This is a genomic window from Methylobacterium sp. Leaf125 (assembly GCF_001423085.1).
Lineage (GTDB): Bacteria > Pseudomonadota > Alphaproteobacteria > Rhizobiales > Beijerinckiaceae > Methylobacterium.
Window position 1 is genome coordinate 83,787 of the sequence record NZ_LMNU01000002.1, and the last position, 22,453, is coordinate 106,239.

General features: G+C 71.6%; 20 protein-coding genes. 11 read left to right on the plus strand and 9 right to left on the minus strand.

Annotated features, from left to right (window positions below):
- The first annotated feature begins 257 nt into the window (after nt 1-257).
- Entirely contained in the window at nt 258-671 is a 414-nt protein-coding gene (locus tag ASF58_RS06280; protein ID WP_055949101.1) for a DUF3597 domain-containing protein, read from the plus strand.
- A gap of 148 nt (nt 672-819) precedes the next feature.
- Here the strand turns inward: ASF58_RS06280 and ASF58_RS06285 are convergent, their stop codons facing one another.
- Nucleotides 820-1,713 carry an ATP-binding protein gene (locus ASF58_RS06285; protein ID WP_055949103.1) on the minus strand — a complete coding sequence of 298 codons (894 nt, stop codon included), beginning with the start codon at nt 1,711-1,713 and terminating at the stop codon, nt 820-822.
- A gap of 259 nt (nt 1,714-1,972) precedes the next feature.
- On the opposite strand from ASF58_RS06285, the gene yajC reads away from it, so the two are divergent.
- The 5 genes from yajC (at nt 1,973) to ASF58_RS06310 (ending at nt 6,339) form a co-directional block, all read left to right on the plus strand.
- The gene (yajC, locus tag ASF58_RS06290; RefSeq protein WP_055949106.1) at nt 1,973-2,308 is read left to right on the plus strand and encodes a preprotein translocase subunit YajC; all 336 of its coding nucleotides are present in this window, start codon (nt 1,973-1,975) and stop codon (nt 2,306-2,308) included.
- 121 nt (nt 2,309-2,429) lie between these two features.
- Nucleotides 2,430-4,040, plus strand: coding sequence for a protein translocase subunit SecD (gene secD / locus ASF58_RS06295; protein WP_055949109.1), 1,611 nt, complete (start codon nt 2,430-2,432; stop codon nt 4,038-4,040).
- Between the two features lie 76 nt (nt 4,041-4,116).
- Entirely contained in the window at nt 4,117-5,064 is a 948-nt protein-coding gene (gene secF, locus ASF58_RS06300) for a protein translocase subunit SecF (protein WP_055949114.1), read from the plus strand.
- Nucleotides 5,065-5,071: 7 nt separating this feature from the next.
- Entirely contained in the window at nt 5,072-5,461 is a 390-nt protein-coding gene (locus ASF58_RS06305) for an MTH938/NDUFAF3 family protein (protein WP_055949117.1), read from the plus strand.
- Nucleotides 5,458-6,339 carry a phytoene/squalene synthase family protein gene (locus tag ASF58_RS06310; RefSeq protein WP_055949120.1) on the plus strand — a complete coding sequence of 294 codons (882 nt, stop codon included), beginning with the start codon at nt 5,458-5,460 and terminating at the stop codon, nt 6,337-6,339. The genes ASF58_RS06305 and ASF58_RS06310 overlap by 4 nt, the downstream gene beginning before the upstream one ends.
- An 88-nt stretch (nt 6,340-6,427) precedes the next feature.
- Here ASF58_RS06310 and ASF58_RS06315 read toward each other — a convergent pair whose 3' ends face one another.
- Nucleotides 6,428-7,351 (minus strand): manganese catalase family protein, encoded by a 924-nt coding sequence (locus tag ASF58_RS06315; protein WP_055949125.1) that lies wholly within the window; start codon nt 7,349-7,351, stop codon nt 6,428-6,430.
- A 278-nt stretch (nt 7,352-7,629) separates the two neighbouring features.
- Between ASF58_RS06315 and ASF58_RS06320 the strand changes: the two genes are divergently transcribed.
- Both ASF58_RS06320 and ASF58_RS06325 read left to right on the plus strand, forming a co-directional pair.
- Nucleotides 7,630-9,348, plus strand: coding sequence for an L-lactate permease (locus tag ASF58_RS06320; protein ID WP_055949243.1), 1,719 nt, complete (start codon nt 7,630-7,632; stop codon nt 9,346-9,348).
- Nucleotides 9,349-9,526: 178 nt separating this feature from the next.
- Entirely contained in the window at nt 9,527-10,057 is a 531-nt protein-coding gene (locus ASF58_RS06325; protein WP_055949128.1) for a GNAT family N-acetyltransferase, read from the plus strand.
- On the opposite strand, the gene ASF58_RS06330 is transcribed toward ASF58_RS06325, so the two are convergent.
- The 4 genes from ASF58_RS06330 to ASF58_RS06345 form a co-directional block, all read right to left on the minus strand.
- Nucleotides 10,038-11,360: an MFS transporter gene (locus tag ASF58_RS06330; protein WP_055949131.1), complete on the minus strand. Its 1,323-nt coding sequence runs from the start codon at nt 11,358-11,360 to the stop codon at nt 10,038-10,040. The two genes, ASF58_RS06325 and ASF58_RS06330, sit on opposite strands and share 20 nt — an antisense overlap.
- Nucleotides 11,361-11,495: 135 nt before the next feature.
- The gene (gene trmFO, locus ASF58_RS06335; RefSeq protein WP_055949134.1) at nt 11,496-12,914 is read right to left on the minus strand and encodes a methylenetetrahydrofolate--tRNA-(uracil(54)-C(5))-methyltransferase (FADH(2)-oxidizing) TrmFO; all 1,419 of its coding nucleotides are present in this window, start codon (nt 12,912-12,914) and stop codon (nt 11,496-11,498) included.
- Nucleotides 12,915-13,031: 117 nt separating this feature from the next.
- Nucleotides 13,032-14,006, minus strand: coding sequence for a S1C family serine protease (locus ASF58_RS06340; protein ID WP_055949137.1), 975 nt, complete (start codon nt 14,004-14,006; stop codon nt 13,032-13,034).
- 118 nt (nt 14,007-14,124) lie between these two features.
- Nucleotides 14,125-15,528, minus strand: coding sequence for an FAD-binding oxidoreductase (locus ASF58_RS06345; protein WP_055949140.1), 1,404 nt, complete (start codon nt 15,526-15,528; stop codon nt 14,125-14,127).
- A 259-nt stretch (nt 15,529-15,787) separates the two neighbouring features.
- On the opposite strand from ASF58_RS06345, the gene serA reads away from it, so the two are divergent.
- The 3 genes from serA (at nt 15,788) to ASF58_RS06360 (ending at nt 18,553) form a co-directional block, all read left to right on the plus strand.
- A complete protein-coding gene (gene serA, locus ASF58_RS06350; RefSeq protein ID WP_055949143.1) occupies nt 15,788-17,035 on the plus strand; it encodes a phosphoglycerate dehydrogenase in 1,248 nt (415 codons plus the stop codon).
- A 148-nt stretch (nt 17,036-17,183) separates the two neighbouring features.
- On the plus strand, nt 17,184-17,765 hold the full coding sequence (locus ASF58_RS06355) for a sigma-70 family RNA polymerase sigma factor (RefSeq protein WP_055949246.1): 582 nt from the start codon (nt 17,184-17,186) through the stop codon (nt 17,763-17,765).
- Nucleotides 17,762-18,553 (plus strand): anti-sigma factor, encoded by a 792-nt coding sequence (locus ASF58_RS06360; protein ID WP_055949146.1) that lies wholly within the window; start codon nt 17,762-17,764, stop codon nt 18,551-18,553. Before ASF58_RS06355 ends, ASF58_RS06360 begins: the two co-directional genes overlap by 4 nt.
- A 34-nt stretch (nt 18,554-18,587) precedes the next feature.
- Here the strand turns inward: ASF58_RS06360 and ASF58_RS06365 are convergent, their stop codons facing one another.
- The 3 genes from ASF58_RS06365 to ASF58_RS06375 are packed head-to-tail and all read right to left on the minus strand — an operon-like array spanning nt 18,588 to nt 22,421.
- Complete coding sequence (locus ASF58_RS06365; RefSeq protein WP_055949149.1) at nt 18,588-20,819, minus strand: xanthine dehydrogenase family protein molybdopterin-binding subunit; 2,232 nt, start codon at nt 20,817-20,819, stop codon at nt 18,588-18,590.
- Nucleotides 20,812-21,906: a xanthine dehydrogenase family protein subunit M gene (locus tag ASF58_RS06370; RefSeq protein WP_055949152.1), complete on the minus strand. Its 1,095-nt coding sequence runs from the start codon at nt 21,904-21,906 to the stop codon at nt 20,812-20,814. Before ASF58_RS06370 ends, ASF58_RS06365 begins: the two co-directional genes overlap by 8 nt.
- Complete coding sequence (locus ASF58_RS06375) at nt 21,903-22,421, minus strand: (2Fe-2S)-binding protein (protein WP_055949154.1); 519 nt, start codon at nt 22,419-22,421, stop codon at nt 21,903-21,905. The genes ASF58_RS06370 and ASF58_RS06375 overlap by 4 nt, the downstream gene beginning before the upstream one ends.
- Nucleotides 22,422-22,453: the final 32 nt, after the last annotated feature.

A 22,453-nucleotide genomic window follows, 5' to 3' on the forward strand; every position in this document is an offset into this window, starting at 1 on the left:
CCGCAGCGCAAGAATCCGCTCCGGTCTCGGCGTCCCGCCCCGGATGTTTAGGGTTTTCATCTCTCCGTGCCGTGTAAGGGAGAAGCGGAATCTCCCGCCGGCGAAGAACGGGAGCACGGACCGGCACGGTCGGGAACCCACCGGATTCGGACGGGCCGCCCGGTGATCTGTCTCGTTACGGGAACGCGGCCGGACGCCTGTCGTTGTCACCCCGTCGCGGCACCGGCCGCCGACGTGAGATTGAGGGAAACCCCGTTATGAGCCTCCTCGGCAGCATCGTCAGCAAGATCCTCCACCCCTTCGGCGGCGGCGACGCGCAGGCCAAGCCGTCCGAGGCGAACGCACAGCCCTCCGCCGGCGGCTCGGATGCCCCCGCCTCGACCCCCACCAGCACCGGCGCCCCGGCCGGCGGTCCCGTCGACGTCGAGCAGGTCCTCAACGGCATGGCGGCGAAGAATTCGCAGTCCCTGAACTGGCGCACCTCGATCGTCGACCTGATGAAGCTCCTCGATCTCGATTCGAGCCTCACCGCCCGCAAGCAGCTCGCCGACGAGCTGCACTACACCGGCGACAAGGAGGACTCGGCCACGATGAACGTCTGGCTGCACAAGCAGGTCATCAAGAAGCTCGAGGAGAACGGCGGCAAGGTGCCGGCCGATCTCAAGGATTGATTCTCGATCCGACGTTCGGCGTGACCTGAATTGAGGTGACGCGCGAGGGGCAGGGGACATCGTCCTCTGCCCTTTTCGTTTGACCTGCGGTTCCCGGCCCTCGGCCGCAGCGTAGGGCGGGGCTCGTGAAGACGATCGGGAGCCCGCCTCAGCCCTCCAGCCGCTGCCCCAGGCGTCCGGCGAGATCCTGGATGAACTGGAACGCGGTGCGGCCCGAGCGGGAGCCGCGGGTGGTCGCCCATTCGAGGGCCTCGGCCCGGACGCTCTCGGGATCGGCCCGGAGGCCGTGCCGCGCCACGTAGGCGCGGATCATCGCCAGGTACTCGTCCTGGCTGCACTTGTGGAAGCCGAGCCAGAGGCCGAAGCGGTCGGAGAGCGAGACCTTCTCCTCCACCGCCTCGCCCGGATTGATCGCCGTGGAGCGCTCGTTCTCCACCATGTCCCGGGCCAGCAGGTGGCGCCGGTTCGAGGTGGCGTAGAACAGCACGTTCTCGGGGCGTCCCTCGATGCCGCCGTCCAGCGCCGTCTTCAGGGACTTGTACGAGGTGTCGTCGCCGTCGAAGGAGAGGTCGTCGCAGAAGACGATCCAGCGATGGGCGTCGCCCCGCAGCGTCGCCATCAGGTCGGGCAGCGCCTCGATGTCCTCGCGGTGGATCTCCACCAGCTTCAGGGGGAGGGCGCCGGGCGCCCGCGCGGCATTGATCTCCGCCTGCGCCGCCTTGACCAGCGAGGACTTGCCCATGCCGCGCGCGCCCCAGAGGAGCGCGTTGTTGGCCGGCAGGCCGTCGGCGAAGCGCTGGGTGTTCTCCACCAGAGTGTCGCGGGCCCGGTCGATGCCGGTGAGCAGGCCGATCGCCACCCGGTTGACCTTAGCCACCGGGATCAGCCGGCGCTCCGGTCCCCACAGGAAGGCGTCCGCGGCCGTCAGGTCGACGGGCGCGCGGGAGGCGGGGGCGGCGCGCTCCAGGGCGGCGGCGATCCGCTCCAGCACCGGCAGGAACGCCGCAAGGGCGGAGGAGTCGGCGGGGGGCGTGGCGGTCATGGACGGTTCCTCGAAACGCGGGGTCGAGCGATGGGGCCGTGGCGACGGGTGCCGTGCTTTACGGTGCCGGAGCGCCGCGATGAACCCGATAAATCGCGTCGCGGCCGGCGATTTGCGGCCCGCTGACCCATTCGCCTCACCCGGGCGGCGTTGCTTTCACTTAGGCCCTGGCTATAGTCCGCGCGCTTTTTGGCAAGCCCGGACGCCCCCTCGACCGAGGGTCTGGCGGCGCGGGCCTTATCCTCGAGGAGTCACCCGCTTGATCACCCCCGCCTTCGCGCAAGGGGCCACCTCGGCCGCTGGCGGAGCGGACATCGCCTTGCAGGTGGTGCCGTTCGTCCTCATCTTTGTGATCATGTACTTCCTGATCCTGCGCCCGCAGCAGCGCCGCGTGAAGGAGCATCAGAACATGGTCAAGAACGTCCGCCGCGACGACACCGTCGTCACCACCGGCGGCATCGTCGGCCGTGTCACCAAGGTCGCCGACGAGGCCTCGGAGATCGAGGTCGAGATCGCGCCCAACGTCCGCGTCAAGGTCGTGCGCGCGATGATCTCGGAAGTCCGCGTCAAGGGCGCGCCGGTCAAGGCCGCCTGACGCAAGGCCGCCTGACGGCAGCCACCCGGTCATACGGGTGGGGATTGCGGGCGGGGATTGCGGGCGGGGCACAAGGGCCCGCATCGCCCCTGAGAACACGGACACAGGACGGACCCGGCGGATGCTGCGCTTCTCGAGAACCAAGATCGTCACGACGCTGGCCGTCATCCTGATCGGCCTCAGCCTCGCCGTGCCGAGCTTCTTCTCGGCCGAGCAGCGCGCCGGCTTCATGGCCTCGCTCCCGAGCTGGTTCCCGAGCTGGATCGTGCCCCAGCGCGCCATCGTGCTGGGCCTCGACCTCCAGGGCGGCTCGCAGCTCCTCCTCGAGGTCGACCAGAACGACCTCGCCAAGTCCCTCACGACGGCCCTGCGCGACGATGTCCGCCGGGTCCTGCGCGAGGCCGGCGGCGTGACCCCGGAGGGCGGCATCCAGATCATCCCGCGCGGCGTCCAGCTCCGGATCGCGAACGAGGCCGCCCGCGCCAAGGTGCTGCCGAAGCTGCGCGAGCTCTCGCAGCCGATCTCCAACGCCCTGGTGGGCCAGGGCGGCGGCCAGACCCTCAACATCACCGAGAAGCCCGAGGGCGTGATCCAGATCACCCTGACGGATGCGGGCCTGACCGACCGGACGCGCCGGGCCGTGACCCAGGCCATCGAGGTCATCCGGCGCCGCATCGATTTCGGCGGCACCAAGGAGCCCTCGATCCAGCAGCAGGGCGCCGACCGCATCCTGGTCCAGGTCCCCGGCCTGCAGGATCCGCAGAAGCTGGAGGACCAGCTCGGCAAGACGGCCAAGCTCGAGTTCCGGATGCTGGCGGATTCGCCCTCCGGCGACGTCGACCTGCTGCCCTCCAAGGACGAGAAGGGCGCCCGCGTCCCCGTCGAGCGCCGCGTGATGGCCTCCGGCGCCGACCTCACCGACGCCCAGCCGGCCTTCGACCATCAGACCCAGGAGCCGATGGTCAGCTTCAAGTTCAACCTGAAGGGCGCCCAGAGCTTCGGCCAGGCGACCTCGGAGAATGTCGGCCGCCGCATGGCCATCGTCCTCGACAACGAGGTGGTCTCGGCGCCCCGCATCAACACGCCGATCACCGGCGGCTCCGGCCAGATCACCGGCAACTTCACCGTGGCCCAGGCCAACGAGCTCTCGATCCTGCTGCGGGCCGGCGCGCTGCCGGCCAAGCTCACCGTGGTGGAGCGCCGCGTCGTCGGCCCCGGCCTCGGCAGCGACTCGATCCAGGCCGGCAAGTACGCCACCCTGGTGGCCGGCGCCCTGGTCATCGCCTTCATGTTCGCCACCTACGGGGTGTTCGGCTTCTTCGCCAACATCGCGCTCATCGTGCATGTGGGCCTCATCCTCGGCCTGATGTCGGTGCTGGAGGCGACCATGACCCTGCCGGGCATCGCCGGCATCGTGCTCACCATCGGCACGGCGGTGGATTCCAACGTGCTGATCTACGAGCGCGTGCGCGAGGAGGTCCGGGCCGGGCGCTCCATCGTGTCGGCGCTCCAGGCCGGCTTCGACAAGGCCTTCGCCACCATCATCGATTCGAACTCGACCATGGCGATCGCCGCCCTGATCCTGTTCTTCCTCGGCTCCGGCCCCGTGAAGGGCTTCGCCGTGGTCTTCATCCTCGGCATTCTCACGACGGTCATCACCGCCGTGACCCTGACCCGGATGATGATCGCCCTGTGGTACAACATGGCGCGGCCCAAGACCCTGCCGTTCTGATCCCGGCCCTGCCGCCCCCCGGGGACGGACACGGCTTTCCCGGCCGACGTCCCGGACAAGAGTTTCGAGACCGATCATGCGCCTGCTCCGCCTCTGGCCCGACGAGTCGCACGTCGACTTCATGCGCTTCCGGCGCTTCACCTTCCCGCTCTCGGCGTTCCTGTCGGTGGCGACGGTGGTGCTGTTCCTCACCGTCGGCCTGAACTTCGGCATCGACTTCAAGGGCGGCACCCTGGTGGAGCTGCAGGCGAAGTCGAAGACGGCCGATGTCGGGGCCGTCCGCCACACCGCCAACGGCTTCGGCTTCGGCGAGACCGAGGTGCAGGAGCTCGGCGGCGAGGGCACCGTGCTGGTCCGCTTCCCCCTGCAGCCGGGCGAGCAGGGCCAGACGGCGGTGATGCAGAAGGCGCACGCCGCCTTCGACGCCGACTACGTCTTCCGCCGCACCGAGACCGTGGGGCCGCGCGTCTCGGGCGAACTCGTGCAGTCCGGCACCATCGGCGTCGTGCTCTCGGTGCTCGCCGTGCTGTTCTACCTCTGGTTCCGCTTCGAGCGGGAGCTGGCGCTGGGCGCCATCGTCGGCACCCTGCACGACATCGTGCTGACGCTCGGCGTCTTCGTCATCAGCCGCATCGAGTTCAACATGACCTCGATCGCCGCGATCCTCACCATCGTGGGCTACTCGCTCAACGAGACCGTGGTGGTGTTCGACCGGACCCGCGAGCTGATGCGGCGCTACAAGACCATTCCGACGGTGGAACTCCTCAACCTCTCGATCAACTCCACCATGTCGCGCACGGTGATGACCGCCACCTCGGCCTTCCTGTCGCTGCTCGCCCTGGTGCTGTTCGGCGGCGAGGCGATCAAGGGCTTCGCCATCGTGATGCTGGCCGGCGTCGTGATCTGCACCTACTCGGCGATCTTCGTCTCGACGCCGGTGCTGATCTATCTCGGCCTGATGCTCTCGGGCGTGAAGGCGCAGGGGCGCCCGGCCGGCGGGCGCGTGCCCCAGGCGGCGGAGTAGCGCGGGCATGGCGTCCTCCGGCAGCCTGCACGACGGCTTCGTTCCCGGGCGCCACCTCATCGACGCCTACGGGAACGGCGGCTTCCGCTTCGCCGAGATGTCGCATCGCGGCTCGATCCTGGTCACGCCGTCGGGCATCCGGGCCTGGGACGTGCGCGAGCCCCGCGCCATCGACCGGAACGCCCTTCGCCCGATCCTGGCCGAGGCCGGGACGGTCGAACTGCTCCTGATCGGAACCGGGCTCGATATCGCGCCTTTTCCTGATGCGCTCCGGCGCTGGCTGAAGGAGGGTGGCATCGGCCTCGACGTGATGCAGACGGGGGCGGCGGCGCGCACCTACAACATCCTCATGGCGGAGAACCGCAAGGTCGCCGCCGCCTTGATCGCGGTCGCATGACGGACTCGGACACCCGGACCAGCCCGGCCGAGGGCAACCTCGCCTTCGCCTTCCAGCATTGCGAGGCCCTGGTCCGGGCGGGCGATCCCGACCGCTACTTCGCCACCCTGTTCGCGCCCGCGAGCGCCCGTCCCCACCTCTTCGCCCTCATCGCCTTCAGCCTCACCGTCGCGCGGGTGCGCGAGGCCGCCTCCAACCCGATGGCCGGCGAGATCCGCCTGCAATGGTGGCGCGACGCCCTCCAGGGCGAGGCCCGCGGCGACGTGAAGGCCAACCCCGTGGCCGCCGCCCTCGACGACGCCATCGTCCGGCGCAAGCTCGGGCGCCAGCCCTTCGTCGACCTCATCGACGCCCGGGTCTTCGACCTCTACGAGGACCCGATGCCCCGGGTGAACGACCTCGAGGGCTATTGCGGCGAGACCGTCTCGGCACTGATCCGCCTCGGCGCCCTCGTCCTCTGCGACGGGGTCGAGCCCGGCGGAGCCGCGGCGGCCGGCCATGCCGGCGTCGCCTACGGGGTCACCGGGCTCCTGCGCGCGCTGCCCTGGCACGCCCGCTCCGGCCAGGTCTACCTGCCCACCGACATCCTCAAGACCTACGGCGTCACCCGCGAGGACATCGTCACCGGGCGCGGCGGCCCCGGGCTCCTGCGCGCCACCGCCGACCTCCGGGCGCTGGCCCGCCGCCACCTCAAGGCCTACGCGGCGGCCCGCGCCACCATCGCGCCGGCGGCCCGCCCCGCCTTCCTGCCGGTGGCCCTGGTGGAGCCCTACCTCGCCGCCATGGAGCGGCCGGGCTACGACCCCCTCAACACCGTGGTCGAGATCCCGCGCTGGCGCCGTCTCTGGACCCTCTGGCGCGCCTCCCGCCGGGGCTGAGGCCGCCCCACCCGTCACGAGAAAGGGCGGCCCCCGGGGGAGCCGCCATCACCAGGTCTAAAGAAGGGCGGAGGCGACCGGCCGTCGGTCAGCGGGCCTTCTTGGTCAGCTTCGCGGCGATCTCGAACATCTCCTCCGGGGCGTAGTCCGGGGTGAAGGCCGAGGGCACGCCGGTGAGCTGGTGGATCTTGCCGCCATCGGGCATGCCCTCGACCACGCTGAGCTCGCCCGGCGGGTCACCCGGCAGCGCCACCTCGCCGTTGCCCCAGATGCCGGCCATCTCGGTGTAGTCGCCCGGGCTGAAGGTGTAGAGCCGGCGGTGCGAGCCCTCCTGCAGGTACTTCTGGCACTCGGGGATCTTGTCGAGGTTGATGTTCGGGGTCGGCAGGAACTTCTCGATCTCGACGCCGGTGATCTTCTTGAGCGCCAGGGCGTAGGCGTGGGCGTGGACCGAGCCGCGCACCAGCAGGTAGCCGCAGACCTCGCGGCCCGTCGGGTCGGTCAGGGTCTCGTAGACGCGCAGCTTGTGCAGGCGGGCGCCGCACTCGAGGTGGAAGTTGTGCAGCAGGTCCACCACGACATTGCCCGTGGTGGTGATGAAGTCGTTGTTCCAGGAGGCGCCGTTGCTGTTGACCGGCGTGACGCCGCCGCCGTTCGACAGGAAGGCGGCCGCCAGGCGGATATCCTTCATGTCCTCGAACGGGGCCTTCGAGATGTCGCCGCCATCCGACTCGTCGCCGTCATTGTCGGGACCGTTGTTGAGCATCGCCACGCCGTTGCTGACGAGCTCCACATGGCCGAGTTCCTCTGCGGTGATGGCAGCGACCAGGCTATAGAATGGGCGCAGCTTGGACTTGCTGCGGAAATTGAAGCTCTGGAACATGTAATTGCCCAGGGTCGACATCTCGCCATACTTGCCGCCGAGCAGCTCCTGTAGGGCCGCGGCCGCGTTCGGATCTTTCCGCTTAGGGGCAGGAAGCTCGGCCTGTAGCTTGTCGACGCGCATAAACATAGATTAATTCTCCGCTTCTGGCCAATCGGGGTCTCGACAGGCAAGTGGCCGCCGCGGGTGCATGTTCCGCCGCGCGGCCCGAATTGCGGAGGGCTCCGGGCGCGCATCCGGACCGGAAAAACCCGCAGCGGCGACCGCGATGCGCGTCGTTCCGCGTGCAACACCCTCTGAATACATGATTAACCGCGTTGAGCCGGCCGAACGGCTCTGCTAGCAACGGACCCAAGGCCCGGCATGAGATCGGGTTGCCCTGGAGGAGTACGGCGCCCGTGAACACAGTGACCACCTGGAATCAGGTCTACGACCCCTTCGGGAACGCCTGGCTCTCGACCCTGGCGGCCTCGCTGCCCGTCATCGCCCTGCTGGGCATGATCGCGAGCGGCAAGGTGCAGGCCCATATCGCGGCCGTGCTCTCCCTCGTGCTGGCCTTCTGCGTCGCCGTCTTCCTGTTCGGCATGCCGGCCGACCTCGCCACCCGCGCCTCCGCCTACGGCGTGGCGCTCGGCCTGTTCCCCATCGGCTGGATCATCCTGAACGTCATCTTCCTCTACCGCCTGACGGTGGAGAAGGGCTGGTTCGGCACCCTGCAGCAATCGGTGGCGGGCATCACCACCGACCGGCGCATCCAGCTCCTGCTGGTGGCCTTCGCCTTCGGCGCCTTCTTCGAGGGCGCGGGCGGCTTCGGCACCCCGGTGGCGGTGACGGGCGCGATCCTGATCGGCCTCGGCTTCTCGCCGCTGGCGGCCTCCGGCCTCTCGCTCATCGCCAACACCGCGCCGGTGGCCTACGGCGCCCTCGGCGCGCCCATCCAGGGCCTCGCCTCGGTGACGGGCTACGATCCCTACATCCTCGGCGCGATGATCGGCCGGCAGCTGCCGTTCTTCTCGATCCTCGTGCCGTTCTGGCTGATCTGGGTCTTCGCGGGCTTCCGCGGCATGATCAAGATCTGGCCGCCGATCCTGGTCTGCGGCGGCTCCTTCGCGGTGGCCCAGTTCCTGATCTCGAACTACGTCAACCCCTGGATCGTCGACATCGGCGCCTCGCTGATCTCGATGGGCGCCCTGGTGGCCTTCCTCAAGGTCTGGCAGCCCAAGGAGATCTGGACCTCCCCGGCCCTGCGCGGCAACGACCCCTCGATCGGCTACGTCAACGGCGGCCGTCCGGTCTCGCTCGGCGCGGCCGTGCCCGGCGACCTGCCGAAGGTGGATCTCGGTGGCCGCACCGCCACCTCGCGCGAGATCCTGATGGCCTGGGTCCCGTGGATCATCCTCTCGGTGATCGTGGCGATCTGGGGCACCGGCTGGTTCAAGGGCCTCGTCAACCCGCTCTTCACCTGGAAGTACGAGGTGCCGGGCCTGCACAACGTGATCATGAAGGTGCCGCCGGTGGTGGCGAAGGCCCACCCGGAAGCCGCCGTCTTCTCCTTTACGTACATGTCCTACACCGGCACCGGCGTGCTCTTCGCGGCGCTCATCTCCGGCCTGATCATGCGCTTCTCCCCGCTGCGCCTGATCACCGCCTATTTCGAGACGATCTGGGTGCTGCGCTACTCGCTCATCACCATCGCGGCGATGCTCGCCCTCGGCGTGCTCACCCGCTACGCCGGCGTCGACGCCACCCTCGGCCTCGCCTTCGCCGGCACGGGCATCCTCTACCCGTTCTTCGGCACGCTGCTGGGCTGGCTCGGCGTCGCGCTCACGGGGTCGGACACGGCCTCCAACGTGCTCTTCGGCGGTCTCCAGAAGATCACCTCCGAGCAGCTCGGCCTGTCGGGCATCCTCATGGCCTCGGCGAACTCGTCGGGCGGCGTGATGGGCAAGATGATCGACGCCCAGTCGATCGTCGTCGCCTCCACCGCCACCGGCTATTTCGGCCAGGAGGGCAAGATCCTGCGCTTCGTGTTCTGGCACTCGATCGTGCTGGCCTGCCTCGTGGGCGGCCTCGTGATGCTGCAGGCCTACGTGCACCCGTTCAGCGCGATGGTGATCCACCCATAGGATCCCCGTCGAACCGACCTGCCGACGCCAGAGCCCGCCCCGGATCGCCCGGGGCGGGCTTTTTTGTGCCCGAGACCTTGCCGAGACCTTGCCCGAGAGCCTGCCCACACCCTGCCCGTCATCTGGCCGGCGCACGCAGCGTCTTGTGCCGCGGGCCGCTTGAGGCCAAGTGCAGGGGATGTTCTTCCGCAAGCTCGCCGCGCGCTACAGCCTCGCGAACCTCAAGCCGGTCGAGACCGCGCGGCTGCGCCTCGCGCCGCTGGGGCCGTCCGACGCCGAGGCCCTGCGCGCCCTGACCGACGACCCGGCCATCACCGGGGCGGTCGACTTCCTGCCCACGCCCTTCACCCTGAAGCATGCGCGCCAGCTCATCGGCCCGGCCAAGGTGACGAAGGACTGCTTCCTCGGCGCCTGGCTGCGGGCGGACGGGGCGCTCGCGGCGGTGATCGGCCTGCACCTGCGCGGCGACCACGCCGCCGAGGTCGGCTACTGGGTCGGCGGGGCGGCGCGGGGGCAGGGGCTCGGCACCGAGGCGGTCACCGCCGCGCTCGGCCTGCTGCGCGCGCGCTTCCCCCATCGCGTCATCATCGCGCAGTGCCGCCCCGAGAACGCCGCCTCGGTCGGCCTCCTGCGCAAGGTCGGGTTTCGCGATACCGGCGACGCGGGCCAGCTGCCCGGACGCCGGATCTTCACGGTCTCGCAGGCGTGACCCGGGCCGCGGCGCCCAGCCCCGGCGCGCGGGCGCGCTGCCGGTAGATCAGCACCGTGGCGAGGAGGCCGCAGGCCCCGCCGAAGGCCATCCAGAGGCCGGGGGCCGCCTTGTTGGCGGTGGCCGCGATGAGCGAGGTCGAGATCAGCGGCGTCATCCCGCCGAAGAGGGCGGTCGCCAGGGAATAGGCCAGGGAGAACCCGGCCGTGCGCACCTCCGGCGGCACGATCTCGGTGAGCGCCACCACCATGGCACCGTTGTAGCTGCCGTACAGGAAGGACAGCCACAGCAGCACCGCCAGCATGGTCTCGAAGCTCGGATGCGCCACGAGCCAGGCCAGGGCCGGATAGGCGGTGACGAGGGTCAGGCCCGAGAACAGCAGCAGGATCGGGCGCCGGCCGATCCGGTCGGAGAGCGCCCCCATCACGGGGAGCCAGAACAGGTTCGACACCGCGACGCAGAAGGTGACGATCAGGCTGTCGGTGTCCGAGAGCTTGAGGACGTTTTTGCCGAAGGTCGGGGTGTAGACCGTGATGGCGTAGAACGCGATCGTGGTCATCGCCACCATCAGCATCCCGAGCCCGACGATCCGCCAGTTCCGCCCCAGGGTGCGCAGCACCGCGCCCACCGGCGGGTGGACCTTGCGGGCCTGGAAGGCCGGGGTCTCCTGCAGCGAGCGCCGGATGTAGAACAGGAACGGCACCAGGAGGCAGCCGATCAGGAAGGGGATGCGCCAGCCCCAGGCGCCCATCTCGGCCGGCGACAGCAGGCGGTTGAGGGCGTAGCCGATGGCCGCCGCCGCCATGATCGCCACCTGCTGGCTGCCCGACTGCCAGGCGACGTAGAAGCCCTGGCGGCCCGGGGGCGCCAGCTCGGCGAGGTAGACCGAGACGCCGCCGAGCTCGACTCCGGCGGAGAAGCCCTGGAGCAGGCGGCCGACCAGCACCAGGGCGGGCGCCAGGAGGCCGAGGGTGGCGTAGTCGGGGACCAGGGCGATCAGGATCGTCCCGGCGGCCATGATCGCCAGGGTGACGATGAGTCCCTTCCGGCGGCCGACCCGGTCCACGTAGGCCCCGAGCAGCACCGCCCCGAGGGGGCGCATGAGGAAGCCGGCCCCGAAGGTCATGAAGGTCAGCATCAGCGAGGCAAACTCGCTCTCGCTGGGGAAGAACGCCTTGGCGATGTAGGAGGCGTAGAATCCGAACGCGAAGAAGTCGAACATCTCCAGGAAGTTGCCGCTCGTCACCCGCAGGACGGCGGCGGCCCGGGAGCCGCCCTGGTCGTGGTCGGTATGGCCCGCCATCGGAGTTCCTCACCTGATACGTTCGGCCCTGGGCCCTTCATCCCAGGGTGATCGTATTTTTCCGTTGAGGCTAGGGGGAGAGGGAGGAGGCGGTGCCCCTGCGGGCGGCGTGTTCGGAACGCCGCAGTCGGCCACCTACTCGGCCGCGATCTGCGCCGGGCCGTGGCCGAGCCAGGCCGCGAGGTCGGCCCGGGCCCGGTCGGTGAGGGCCTTCTTCTTGGCCACCGCCTTCTCGGGCCCCTTCAGGCGCTTGCCGCCCTCGCCCTTGGGGGCGTGGTCGAGGGGCGGGAACAGGCCGAAATTCACGTTCATCGGCTGGAACGAGCGCGGGACGCCGGCCTCCTCGGCCGCGATGTGGCCGCCGGTGATGTGGCCGATCAGGGCCCCCAGCGCCGTGGTGGCGGGCAGGGGCTCGAGCGACGCCCCGCGGGCCTCGGCCACCGCGAAGCGGCCGGCCATCAGGCCGATGGCGGCGCTCTCCACGTAGCCCTCGCAGCCGGTGATCTGGCCGGCGAAGCGCAAGGAGGGCCGCGCCTTCAGGCGCAGGGTCGCGTCGAGGAGGCGGGGGCTGTCGAGATAGGTGTTGCGGTGAAGGCCGCCGAGGCGGGCGAACTCGGCGTTCTCCAGGCCCGGGATCGTGCGGAACACCCGGACCTGCTCGGAATAGGTCAGCTTCGTCTGGAACCCGACCATGTTGTAGAGGGTGCCGAGCGCATTGTCCTGGCGCAGCTGGACGATCGCGCAGGCCTTCACGGTGGGGTCGTGCGGGTTGGTGAGGCCCACCGGCTTCATCGGCCCGTGGCGCAGGGTCTCGGGGCCGCGCTCGGCCATGACCTCGATCGGCAGGCAGCCGTCGAAGTAGGGCGTCGAGGCCTCCCACTCCTTGAACCCGATCTTGTCCCCCTCGACGAGCGCCTGGATGAACCGGTCGTACTGCGCGCGATCCATGGGGCAGTTGATGTAGTCCGCCCCCGTGCCGCCGGGCCCGACCTTGTCGTAGCGCGACTGGAACCAGGCCTTGCCCATGTCGATGGAATCGCGATGCACGATCGGCGCGATCGCGTCGAAGAAGGCCAGCGACTCGGCTCCGGTCAGCGCGCGGATGCCCTCCGCCAGGGACGGCGCCGTGAGGGGCCCCGTGGCGATGATGGTCCGGCCCCAGGATTCGGGCGGCAGGCCCTGGACCTCTTCCCGCGCGATGCGGATGCGCGGATGGGCCTCGAGCGCGGCGGTCACGGCCTTGGCGAAGCCCTCGCGGTCGACCGCCAGCGCCCCGCCGGCAGGCACCTGGTGCGCGTCGGCCGCGCGCAGGATCAGCGACCCGAGGGTGCGCATCTCCTGGTGCAGCAGGCCGACGGCGTTGCCGTTGGCGTCGTCCGAGCGGAACGAGTTCGAGCAGACCAGCTCGGCGAAGTCGCCCCCGTGATGGGCCTCGGTGCCGCGCACCGGACGCATCTCGTGGAGCACCACGTCGTGGCCGCTCTCGGCGATCTGCCAGGCGGCTTCCGACCCGGCGAGGCCGCCGCCGACGATATGGAGGGAGTTGTCCGTCATCGGCACGGGATAAACCCGCCGGGGGCTCGGATCAATGGAGGCCCCGATCCGGGATTTCTTGCCGATCCGGGAATCCTGGCCGATCCGAGAATCCTGGCCGATCCGGGAAGCCCCGGATCAGTGGAGCTGGGGCGAGACCAGGAAGCGCTCCCGGTCCGAGGAGGTCACCGAGAGCTTGAGGGGCTTGCCGTCGCGCTGGATCGTCAGGGGCACCCGCACGCCGGCCTCCCCGAGGGCCCAGACCTGCCGGAAGAAGCCGGCCAGATCGGCGACGGGCTCGCCCGCCACCGCCACGATGACGTCGCCCGGGCGCAGGTCCGCCGCCTCGGCGGGACCGTCGTCGGCGAGCCCCATCACGACCACGGCCTCCTCGCCGTCGCTGGCATAGAGGCCGAGCCAGGGCCGCACCGGCCGGTCGACCCGCCCGCGGGCGGTGAGGTCGTCGAGGATCGGGATCAGGAGGTCGATCGGCACGATCATGTTGATGGTCTTGGGCCCGGCGGTGCCGCCCTGCTGCAGCTGCAGCGAGCCGATGCCCAGGAGGGCCCCGTCCGGCCCGATCAGCGCCGCCCCGCCCCAGTGCGGGTGCGAGGGTGCGGTGAACAGGGCCTCGTCGAGAACGTATTCCCAGTAGCCGGCGAATTCCTGGCGGGCGACGATCTCGACGGCGAGGCTGCGCGCCCGGCCGCCGACCCCGGCCATCACCGCCCGGTCGCCGATGCGCACCGGGGCGGAGCGCCCGAGCTTCAGCGGCTTCAGCCGGAGGTCGCCCAGGGCCTGGACGAGGCCGAAGCCGGTGACCGCGTCGAAGCCGACCACGTGTCCGGGCACGGAGCGCCCGTCATGGGTGGTGAGCCAGACGGATTCCGCCTCGGTCACGAGGTAGCCGATGGTGAGGACGAGGCCGTCCTCACCGATGACGACGCCGTTGCCGGCCCGCTCGGTGCCCAGGGTCTCGGCCGTGAAGGCCTCCGGCGGCACCCGTGTCGAGAGCGCCACCACGGCGGTGAGCGCCTGCTCGAGGTCGTAGCCGTAATCGGCGGCCTTGGGCTGGGCGGATGCGGGGATCTTCCAGTCTCCGGGCGAGGCCATGGGCGCGTCTTTCCTGCCGTCGTGTCGCGTCGTTGAGACGGGAGATAGGTCGTCGGCTCGGATTCCGACAGTCTCGGGCCGTCGAGACCCGCGCGTCGCGCCGCGATCCCGCCCCCGCTCAGGGGGCGGCGCGCAGCACCTTGCCGGGATTGAGCAGGCCCTGCGGGTCGAGGGCGCCCTTGATCCGGCGGGCGAGGGCCATCTCCTCCGGCCGGCGGTGGCGGACGAGCTCGTCGACCCGGTACTGGCCGATGCCGTGCTCGGCCGAGATGCTGCCGCCGAACCGCGCCACCGCGTCGTGGACGATGCGGTTGATGGCGTCCGATCCGTGCTCGGGGCCGATGAGGACGTTGTAGTGGATGTTGCCGTCGCCCATGTGGCCGAAGATGTTCGGCCGGGTGCCCGGCGCGCCCGCGGCCAGGGCCTCGCCCGCCGCCGCCAGGAAGTCCGGAATCGCCGGGATCGGCACCGAGACGTCGTGCTTGACGCTCTTGCCGGCCCGGGCTTCGGCCTCGGTGATGTGCTCGCGCAGGGCCCAGAGGGCGGCCGCCTGCTGGCCCGATTCGGCGAGCACGCCGTCGACGGCGTCGCCCCGCTCCAGGGCCTCGCCGAGCAGGCTCTCCACCGCCTCGCGCAGGCCCCCGAGGCTCGAGCCCGCCTCCATCAGCACGGTCCAGCCGGCGGCGGCGATCGGGCTGGCGAGACCGGCCTGCTCGGCCACCAGGGCAAGGGACTCGCCCGCGATCAGCTCGAAGGCCTGGATGGTGTCGCCGAGGGCGTCCTGGGCCGCCCGGAGCAGGCGCAGGGCCGCCGCCGGATCGGGCACCGCCAGGAGCGCCGTGGCGGTGTGGCGCGGGCGCGGCACCAGGCGCAGGATGGCGGCGGTGACGATGCCCAGCGTGCCCTCGCTGCCGATGAAGAGCTGCTTCCAGTCGTAGCCCGCATTGTCCTTGCGCAGGGCGCGCAGGCCGTCGACCACGGTCCCGTCCGCGAGCACCACCTCGAGGCCGAGGACGAGGTTGCGGGTCATGCCGTAGCGCAGGACGTTGAGGCCGCCCGCATTGGTGGCGATGATGCCCCCGAGCATGGCCGAACCCTCCGCCGCCAGGCTGACGGGGAGGAGGCGGCCTTCCGCCTCCGCCGCATCCTGCGCCACCTTGAGGATGCAGCCGGCCTCCGCCTCCAGGGTCAGCCCGAGGGGGTCGACCCGGCGGATCGCGTTCATGCGGGCGAGCGACAGCACCACCTGGCCCCCGGAGGCGTCCGGCGTTGCGCCCCCCGCAAGGCCGGTATGTCCCCCCTGGGGCACCACCGCGACGCCGGCGGCGTGGCAGGCCGCCATCACGGCCGCGACCTCGGCGGTGCCGGTCGGGCGCGCCACCGCCGCGGGGCGGCCCGGAAACAGGCGGCGCCAATCCACCGCGTAGGGCGCGAGGTCGTCCGCGCCCGTGAGCAGGCCGCCCCGGCCGAGGCGGGCCTCCAGCCGGCCGAGGAGGTCGGCCTGTGCGCGCGTCTGGCTCATCGGAGGACTCCTCGTGCTGGCGGGCCGGACCGCCCGGAAAACGGGTTGCCCCGGCATTCCGGCGCCGGCCCGCCGGGTCAAGGGGGCGGCCTGACAATCACCCCCGATGTTCAAGGGCGGGCCTTGACCGGACCCGTGAACTGGCCTCTCACACGGCCCATTCGGGCGCTGGCGTCACGGTCCCGACCGCGTCGCGCGGCCTTCGGGTCCGGCGCCCCATCCGCCCGCCACGGGCGCGAGATCCGAGAAGAACACGACCATGGCCGAAAGACTCTCCTTCCCGAAGGACAAGATCCGCGTCCTGCTGCTCGAAGGCATCAACGACAGTGCCGCCGAGCTGTTCGCCGCCGCCGGCTACACCAACGTCGTGCGCGTGGCCAAGGCCCTGGACCGGGAGGCCCTGCACGAGGCCCTGAAGGGCACGCACATCCTCGGCATCCGCTCGCGCACCCAGCTCGACGCGGCGGCCCTGGCCCACGGCGAGCGCCTGCTGGCGGTGGGCTGCTTCTCGGTGGGCACCAACCAGGTCGATCTCGAGGCCGCCCGCCACCGCGGCATCCCGGTCTTCAACGCGCCCTACTCGAACACCCGCTCGGTGGCCGAGCTCGTCATCGGCGAGATCGTGATGCTGCTGCGCCGGATCGTGCCGCGCTCGGTGGGGGCCCATGCGGGCGCCTGGGACAAGTCGGCCACCGGCTCGCAGGAGGTGCGCGGCAAGACGCTGGGCATCGTGGGCTACGGCAATATCGGCTCGCAGCTCTCGACGCTGGCCGAGGCGATGGGCATGCGGGTGGTGTTCTACGACCAGACCGACAAGCTGCGCCACGGCAACACCGAGCCCACCGACAGCCTGGAGACCCTGCTCGCCCAGAGCGACGTGGTCTCCCTCCACGTGCCGGAGACGCCCGAGACCCACAACATGATCGGCGCGGCCGAGATCCGGGCGATGAAGCCCGGCGCCTTCCTGATCAACAACGCCCGCGGCACCGTGGTCGACCTCGACGCCCTGGCCGGGGCCCTGCGCGACGGCCACCTGCGGGGCGCCGCCGTCGACGTGTTCCCGGTGGAGCCCGGCTCGAACCAGGAGCGCTTCGTCAGCCCGCTCCAGGGCCTGCCCAACGTGATCCTGACGCCGCATATCGGCGGCTCGACGGAGGAGGCGCAGGAGCGCATCGGCTCCGAGGTGGCGCGCAAGCTCGTCGATTACTCCGACATCGGCTCGACCGTCGGCACCGTGAACTTCCCGCAGGTGCAGCTGCCCGCCCGTCCCACCGGCACCCGCCTGATCCACGTCCAGCGCAACATCCCGGGCATGTTGGGGCGCCTCAACGACACCTTCGCCCGGCGCGGGGTGAACATCGCGGCGCAGTTCTACCAGACCGACGGCGAGGTCGGTTACGTGGTGGTGGAGACCGACGTCACCGATGCGGATGCCGAGAGCCTGCTCGAGGAGATCCGGGCCCTCGACGGCACCATCCGCGCCCGCCTGCTCTACGAGCGTCGCTGACGGGCCCGCACAGTGGCGCACCGGCGCCGCCTCGGTTAACCTGTGTTGAGACGCTCCCGCCCGACGGACCGTCGCCGGACCGACCCCGCGCGCGCCGGATACAGAGGAAGCCCAGCCGTTGCGTGCCAGTCCCCTGCGTGACGGTTCCCTGCATGATGGTCCCCGGGCGGACGATCCGGCGCGTGGCGATGCGATCCTGGCGGATCTGATCGCCCGGATCGCCCGGCGCGACGAGGCCGCCCTGCGCACCCTCTATGATCGGACGGCCCCGAAACTTCTCGGCGTCGTCCTCCGTATCCAGTCCGATCGCGGCATGGCCGAGGACGTGCTGCAGGACGTGTTCCTGCGCATCTGGCAGAAGGCCGCCTCCTACAGCCCGGCGGCCGGACGGCCGCTGGCCTGGCTCTGCACCATCGCCCGCAACCGGGCGATCGACGGGGTGCGGCGGCGGAGCGAGACGCAGGGGCCGGTGACCGAGGACGGGGAGGATTGGGTGGAGCGGCTGGCCGACCCCCACGACAGCGAGGGCACGATCCTCGGGCGCAACGCGCTCCAGGCCTGCCTCGGCCGGCTCGAGGCGCTGCACCGCGACTGCATCGTGCTGGCCTATTGCGAGGGCCAGTCCCGGGAGGATCTCGCCCTGCGCTACGACCGTCCCGTGAGCACCATCAAGACCTGGCTGCATCGCGGCCTCGCGACCCTGCGCGGCTGCCTGGACGGTGCCCCATGACCCCCGATCCGGAGGAGCGCGACCTGCGCCTGGCCGAGTACGTGCTGGGCACCCTGCCGCTGCCCGAGCGGGCGGCGGTGGATCTCGAACTCGCCGTGGACCCCGCCGCCCGGGCGGCGCGCGACGCCTGGGAGCGCCGCCTCGCGCCCCTCGCCCTCGGGGCGCCCGCGGTCGCGCCGGGGCCGGAGGTCTGGCCGGCGATCGCCCGGCAACTCGCGGCCGACGGTCCGCTTCCGGCCCCGTCGACGGCCGTCCACCCCGGAGGCGATCTCGGACCCGCCGCCAACGACGACCGCATCGGCGCCCTGCAGGGGGCCCTGCGGCGCTGGCGCCTGACCGCCGGCGCCGCGGCCGCCCTGGCGGCGGGGCTCGCCCTGGTCATCGCTCTCGGCGGACCGCGTCCCGGCACGGGGCCGGGCGAGGCCGACGGGCGCTACGTCGCGGTGGTCAGCAGCGGCGGCGAGGCGCCGGCGCTCCTCGTCAGCATCGACACCCGGGCCGGGACCGCACGGGTGCGCCCGGTGGGCGCGCAGGCCCCGGCGGGGCACAGCCTGGAGCTCTGGTACGTCGGCGCCGGCGCGGCCCCGAAGACCCTGGGTCTCGTCGGCTCCGACGCCAAGGTGCTGGACAAGTCGCTGGGCATGGCGCTGGGCAAGGAACTGGGCAAGGAACAGGGGTTGCCGGCCGAGGCCGGCACCTTCGCGGTCTCCGTCGAGCCGGCGGGCGGCTCGCCCACCGGCCAGCCGACCGGGCCGGTGGTCTATTCCGGCAAGCTGATCCGCGAATAGGCGTCGGCGGAGCGGGCCGCCGGCGTCCTCCGCCTCACCCCAGCAGCCGGTCGAGGGTGATCGGGATGTCGCGCACCCGCACGCCGGTGGCGTGCCAGACCGCGTTGGCGATGGCGCCGGCGGTGCCGGTGATGCCGATCTCGCCCACCCCCTTGATGCCCAGCGGGTTCACGTGCGGGTCGTGCTCCTCCACCAGGATCGCCTCCATCGCGGGCACGTCGGCATTCACCGGGATGTGGTACTCGGCCAGGTTCCCGTTCATCACCCGGCCCGAGCGCGGGTCGAGCACCGCGTGCTCGTGCAGGGCCAGGGACACGCCCCAGATCATGCCGCCGTAATACTGGCTGCGCACGAGCTGCGGGTTGATGATCCGCCCCGCCGCGAAGGCGCCGACGAGGCGCGTCACCCGGATCTGGCCGAGATCGGGATCGACCTTCACCTCCGCGTAGACCGCCCCGTGCGCGTGCATCGCGTAGGCCTTTCGCGTGGCCGGGTCGCCCGCACCCTGGCCCTTGGCCTCGACGGAGGTCCGGCCGGCGCGGGCCAGGATCTCGCCGAAGGCTTCGGAGCGGGCGGGGTCGTCCCGGCGGGCGAGGCGCCCGTCCGCGGCGGTGACGCCGGCATTCCCGGCGCCGTACAGGGGTGAGGCCCGGTCGTTGACGGCGAGGTCCGCCAGGGCGGCGATGGCCGCCCGGGCGGCGTTGTCCACGGCCGTGCCGCTGGTGGCGGTGCCGGTGGAGCCGCCGGCCAGGCCGCCGTTCGGCAGGTTCGAATCGCCGATGCGCAGCTCGACCTGGGTGATCGGGAGGCCGAGCCCGTCGGCGCCGATCTGCGCCAGCACCGTCCAGGCGCCCTGGCCCATGTCGTGGGCGGCGGTCTCGATCAGCGCGGTGCCGTCGGCCCGGATCGTGGCGCGGGCCTCGCCCTGCATCATCCCGGCCGGGTAGGTGGCGGTGCCGAGGCCCCAGCCGACGAGGAGCCCGTCGGCGTCGCGCATCTGGCGCGGTTGCCGCGGGCGGGAGGCCCAGCCGAAGCGTGTCGCCCCTTGCGCGTAGCATTCGCGCAGGGCCTTCGAGGAGAAGGGCCGGTGGGTGATCGGCTCGACCTCCGCGTAGTTGCGCAGGCGGATCTCCAGGGGATCGAGGTCGAGTTCCAGGGCCAGCTCGTCGAGGGCACTCTCCACCGCGACGCTGCCCGAGGCCTCGCCGGGGGCCCGCATGAAGATCGGGGTGCCGATATCGGCCCGGGAGACCGCGTGCGTCGTGGCGATCGCCCCCGCCGCGTAGAGGTGGCGCGAGAGGATGCCGGAGGGCTCGACGAAGTCGTCGTGCCGGCTCGTCAGGGTCAGGGTGTGGTGGTCGAGGGCCGTGAGGGTGCCGTCCCGGGCGGCGCCGAGCTTCAGGGTCTGGCGCGTGGCGGCGCGATGGCCGACCGGGCCGAACATCTGCTCGCGTCGGGTCACCAGCTTGACCGGGCGCCCCACGAGCTTCGCCGCCATGATCCCGAGGATCTGCGGGGCGGCGATGAAGCCCTTCGAGCCGAAGCCGCCGCCGAGATAGTGGCAGACCACGTGGATGTTCTCGGGGGGAATGCCGAACAGGCCGGCGAGCCGGCCCTTGGCGATCCAGAGGGCCTGGGTCGGCGTGTAGAGGGTCAGGCGGTCGCCGTCCCACGCGGCCACGCTGGCATGGGGCTCCAGGGCGTTGTGGTACTGCGCCGCCGTGTCGTAGGTCGCCTCGATCCGGGTCTCGGCGGCCGCCATGCCGGCGGCGAGGTCGCCCGAACCTTCGTCGGTGGCCGAGCCGGCCCCGATGGTCTCGGGGCGGAAGACCTCCCCGGCCCCCAGGGCGACGCTGACGCGCTCGGATTCGTAGCGGGGCGCCAGCAGGGCCGCGCCCTCGGTGGCGGCCTCCAGGGTCTCGGCGATGACCACCGCGATCGGCTGGTTGGCGTAGCGCACGCCGTCGTTCTGCAGGAGGTCGAGGCGGAAGGCGAACGGATGGTCCTTCAGGTCCGGCGACTGGGCGAGCGCCGGGGCGTTCCGCGGCGTCATCACGGCGACGACGCCCGGATGGGCTTCCGCCGCCGCGACATCGAGATGGGCGACCCGGCCGCGGGCGACCGAACTCACCGCCATCACGGCGTGGAGCAGGCCTTCGGGCTTGACATCCGCGCTGTAGCGGGCCGCCCCGGTGATCTTGGCGTGGCCGTCGCGCCGGGTGAGCGGCTGGCCGATGGAGGCGCCGTGGCGCTGACGCTCAGGCATGCACGGGGGCTCCGGCGAGAGGGCTGGGGGCGGAAGGATTGGGAGCGGACGGGTTCGGAGCAAAGGGGCTGGCCGGCAGCGCGGGGACGCGGTCCGGGGTGCCGGCGGCCGCGAGGGTGAGCGCGCGGACCACGATGCGGCGGGCGAGCTCGATCTTGTAGGCGTTGTCGCCCGAGGGCCTGGCGTCCGCCAGCGCCGCCTCGGCCGCCGCGGCGAAGGTCTCGGGCGTGGGGGCGGCCCCGGCCAGCAGGTCCTCCGCCGCCCGGGCGCGCCAGGGCTTCAGGGCGACGCTGCCGAGGGCGATGCGGGCCTGCCCGATCCGGTCGCCGTCCATCCGCAATCCGACCGCCGCCGACACCACCGCGAAGGCGTAGGAGGTGCGCTCGCGGACCTTGAGGTAGCGGCTGTGCCCGGCGAAGGCCTCCGCCTCGGGGGGCAGGGTGACGGCGACGACGAGGTCGCCGGGTTCCAGCACGGTCTCGCGCTCCGGCGTGTCGCCGGGCAGGCGGTGGAACGCCTCCAGGGGCACGGAGCGGGGGCCGCCGGGGCCCGCGATCTCGACGCTGGCGTCGAGGGCGGCGAGGGGCACGCAGAAGTCGGACGGGTGGGTGGCGATGCAGTGCTCGCTCCAGCCGAGCACCGCGTGGCTCCGGGTGACGCCGCCGAGCGCCGCGCAGCCGGCGCCGGGGTCGCGCTTGTTGCAGGCGCTGGCGGTGTCGTAGAAATACGGGCAGCGGGTCCGCTGCAGCACGTTCCCGGCGGTGGTGGCGGCGTTGCGCAGCTGGCCGGAGGCGCCCGAGAGCAGGGCTTCCGCCAGGGCCGGGTAGCGCTTGGCGATGACGGGATCGTGCGCCAGGGCCGCGTTGCGCACCAGCGCGCCGATCCGGGTCGACCCGTCCGTGCCGCGCTCGATGCGGTCGAGGCCGGGCAGGCGGGTGACGTCCACGAGGGTGTCGGGCCGGCTGATCCCGCCCTTCATCAGGTCGACGAGGTTGGTGCCCGCGGCGAGATAGGCCGCCCCGGGCCGGGCGGCGGCCGCCACCGCCTCGGCGACGCTCGTCGCGCGGATGTAGTCGAAGGCCTTCACGCTGCATCCTCCGCCAGCTGGCGGCCGGGCAGGACGTCCGGCCCCGTGAGCGCCGCATGGGCGGTGAGCACCGCCTCCGTGATGCCCGCATAGGCGCCGCAGCGGCAGAGATTCCCGCTCATGCCCTCGCGCACCCGCTCGGGGTCGCCCCCGGTCTGGCCCTCCTGGATCAGCCCGACCGCGCTGAGGATCTGGCCCGGGGTGCAGAAGCCGCACTGGAAGCCGTCATGCTCCAGGAAGGCGGCCTGGACCGGATGCAGGGCCTCGCCCACGGCGAGGCCCTCGATCGTGGTGATCGACGCCCCGTCGTGGCTGACGGCGAGCGCCAGGCAGGCATTCACCCGGACGCCGTCGAGTAGGATGGTGCAGGCGCCGCACTGGCCCCGGTCGCAGCCCTTCTTGGCCCCGGTGAGGTCGAGGCGCTCGCGCAGGAGGTCGAGGAGGGTGACGCGCGCATCCTCCAGGACGACGCTGCGGCGCGTGCCGTTCACGGTCAGCGTGATGGGAAAGCTCATGCCGGGCTGTCTCCGCCGTGGCTTGTCTGGAA

Excerpts from the sequence above, each read along its gene's own strand:
- ASF58_RS06280 (WP_055949101.1), top strand. The coding sequence starts at position 258 with ATGAGCCTCCTCGGCAGCATCGTCAGCAAGATCCTCCACCCCTTCGGC.
- ASF58_RS06285 (WP_055949103.1), bottom strand. The coding sequence starts at position 1,713 with ATGACCGCCACGCCCCCCGCCGACTCCTCCGCCCTTGCGGCGTTCCTG.
- secD (WP_055949109.1), top strand. The coding sequence starts at position 2,430 with ATGCTGCGCTTCTCGAGAACCAAGATCGTCACGACGCTGGCCGTCATC.
- secF (WP_055949114.1), top strand. The coding sequence starts at position 4,117 with ATGCGCCTGCTCCGCCTCTGGCCCGACGAGTCGCACGTCGACTTCATG.
- ASF58_RS06305 (WP_055949117.1), top strand. The coding sequence starts at position 5,072 with ATGGCGTCCTCCGGCAGCCTGCACGACGGCTTCGTTCCCGGGCGCCAC.
- ASF58_RS06310 (WP_055949120.1), top strand. The coding sequence starts at position 5,458 with ATGACGGACTCGGACACCCGGACCAGCCCGGCCGAGGGCAACCTCGCC.
- ASF58_RS06315 (WP_055949125.1), bottom strand. The coding sequence starts at position 7,351 with ATGTTTATGCGCGTCGACAAGCTACAGGCCGAGCTTCCTGCCCCTAAG.
- ASF58_RS06325 (WP_055949128.1), top strand. The coding sequence starts at position 9,527 with ATGTTCTTCCGCAAGCTCGCCGCGCGCTACAGCCTCGCGAACCTCAAG.
- ASF58_RS06330 (WP_055949131.1), bottom strand. The coding sequence starts at position 11,360 with ATGGCGGGCCATACCGACCACGACCAGGGCGGCTCCCGGGCCGCCGCC.
- trmFO (WP_055949134.1), bottom strand. The coding sequence starts at position 12,914 with ATGACGGACAACTCCCTCCATATCGTCGGCGGCGGCCTCGCCGGGTCG.
- ASF58_RS06340 (WP_055949137.1), bottom strand. The coding sequence starts at position 14,006 with ATGGCCTCGCCCGGAGACTGGAAGATCCCCGCATCCGCCCAGCCCAAG.
- ASF58_RS06345 (WP_055949140.1), bottom strand. The coding sequence starts at position 15,528 with ATGAGCCAGACGCGCGCACAGGCCGACCTCCTCGGCCGGCTGGAGGCC.
- serA (WP_055949143.1), top strand. The coding sequence starts at position 15,788 with ATGGCCGAAAGACTCTCCTTCCCGAAGGACAAGATCCGCGTCCTGCTG.
- ASF58_RS06360 (WP_055949146.1), top strand. The coding sequence starts at position 17,762 with ATGACCCCCGATCCGGAGGAGCGCGACCTGCGCCTGGCCGAGTACGTG.
- ASF58_RS06365 (WP_055949149.1), bottom strand. The coding sequence starts at position 20,819 with ATGCCTGAGCGTCAGCGCCACGGCGCCTCCATCGGCCAGCCGCTCACC.
- ASF58_RS06375 (WP_055949154.1), bottom strand. The coding sequence starts at position 22,421 with ATGAGCTTTCCCATCACGCTGACCGTGAACGGCACGCGCCGCAGCGTC.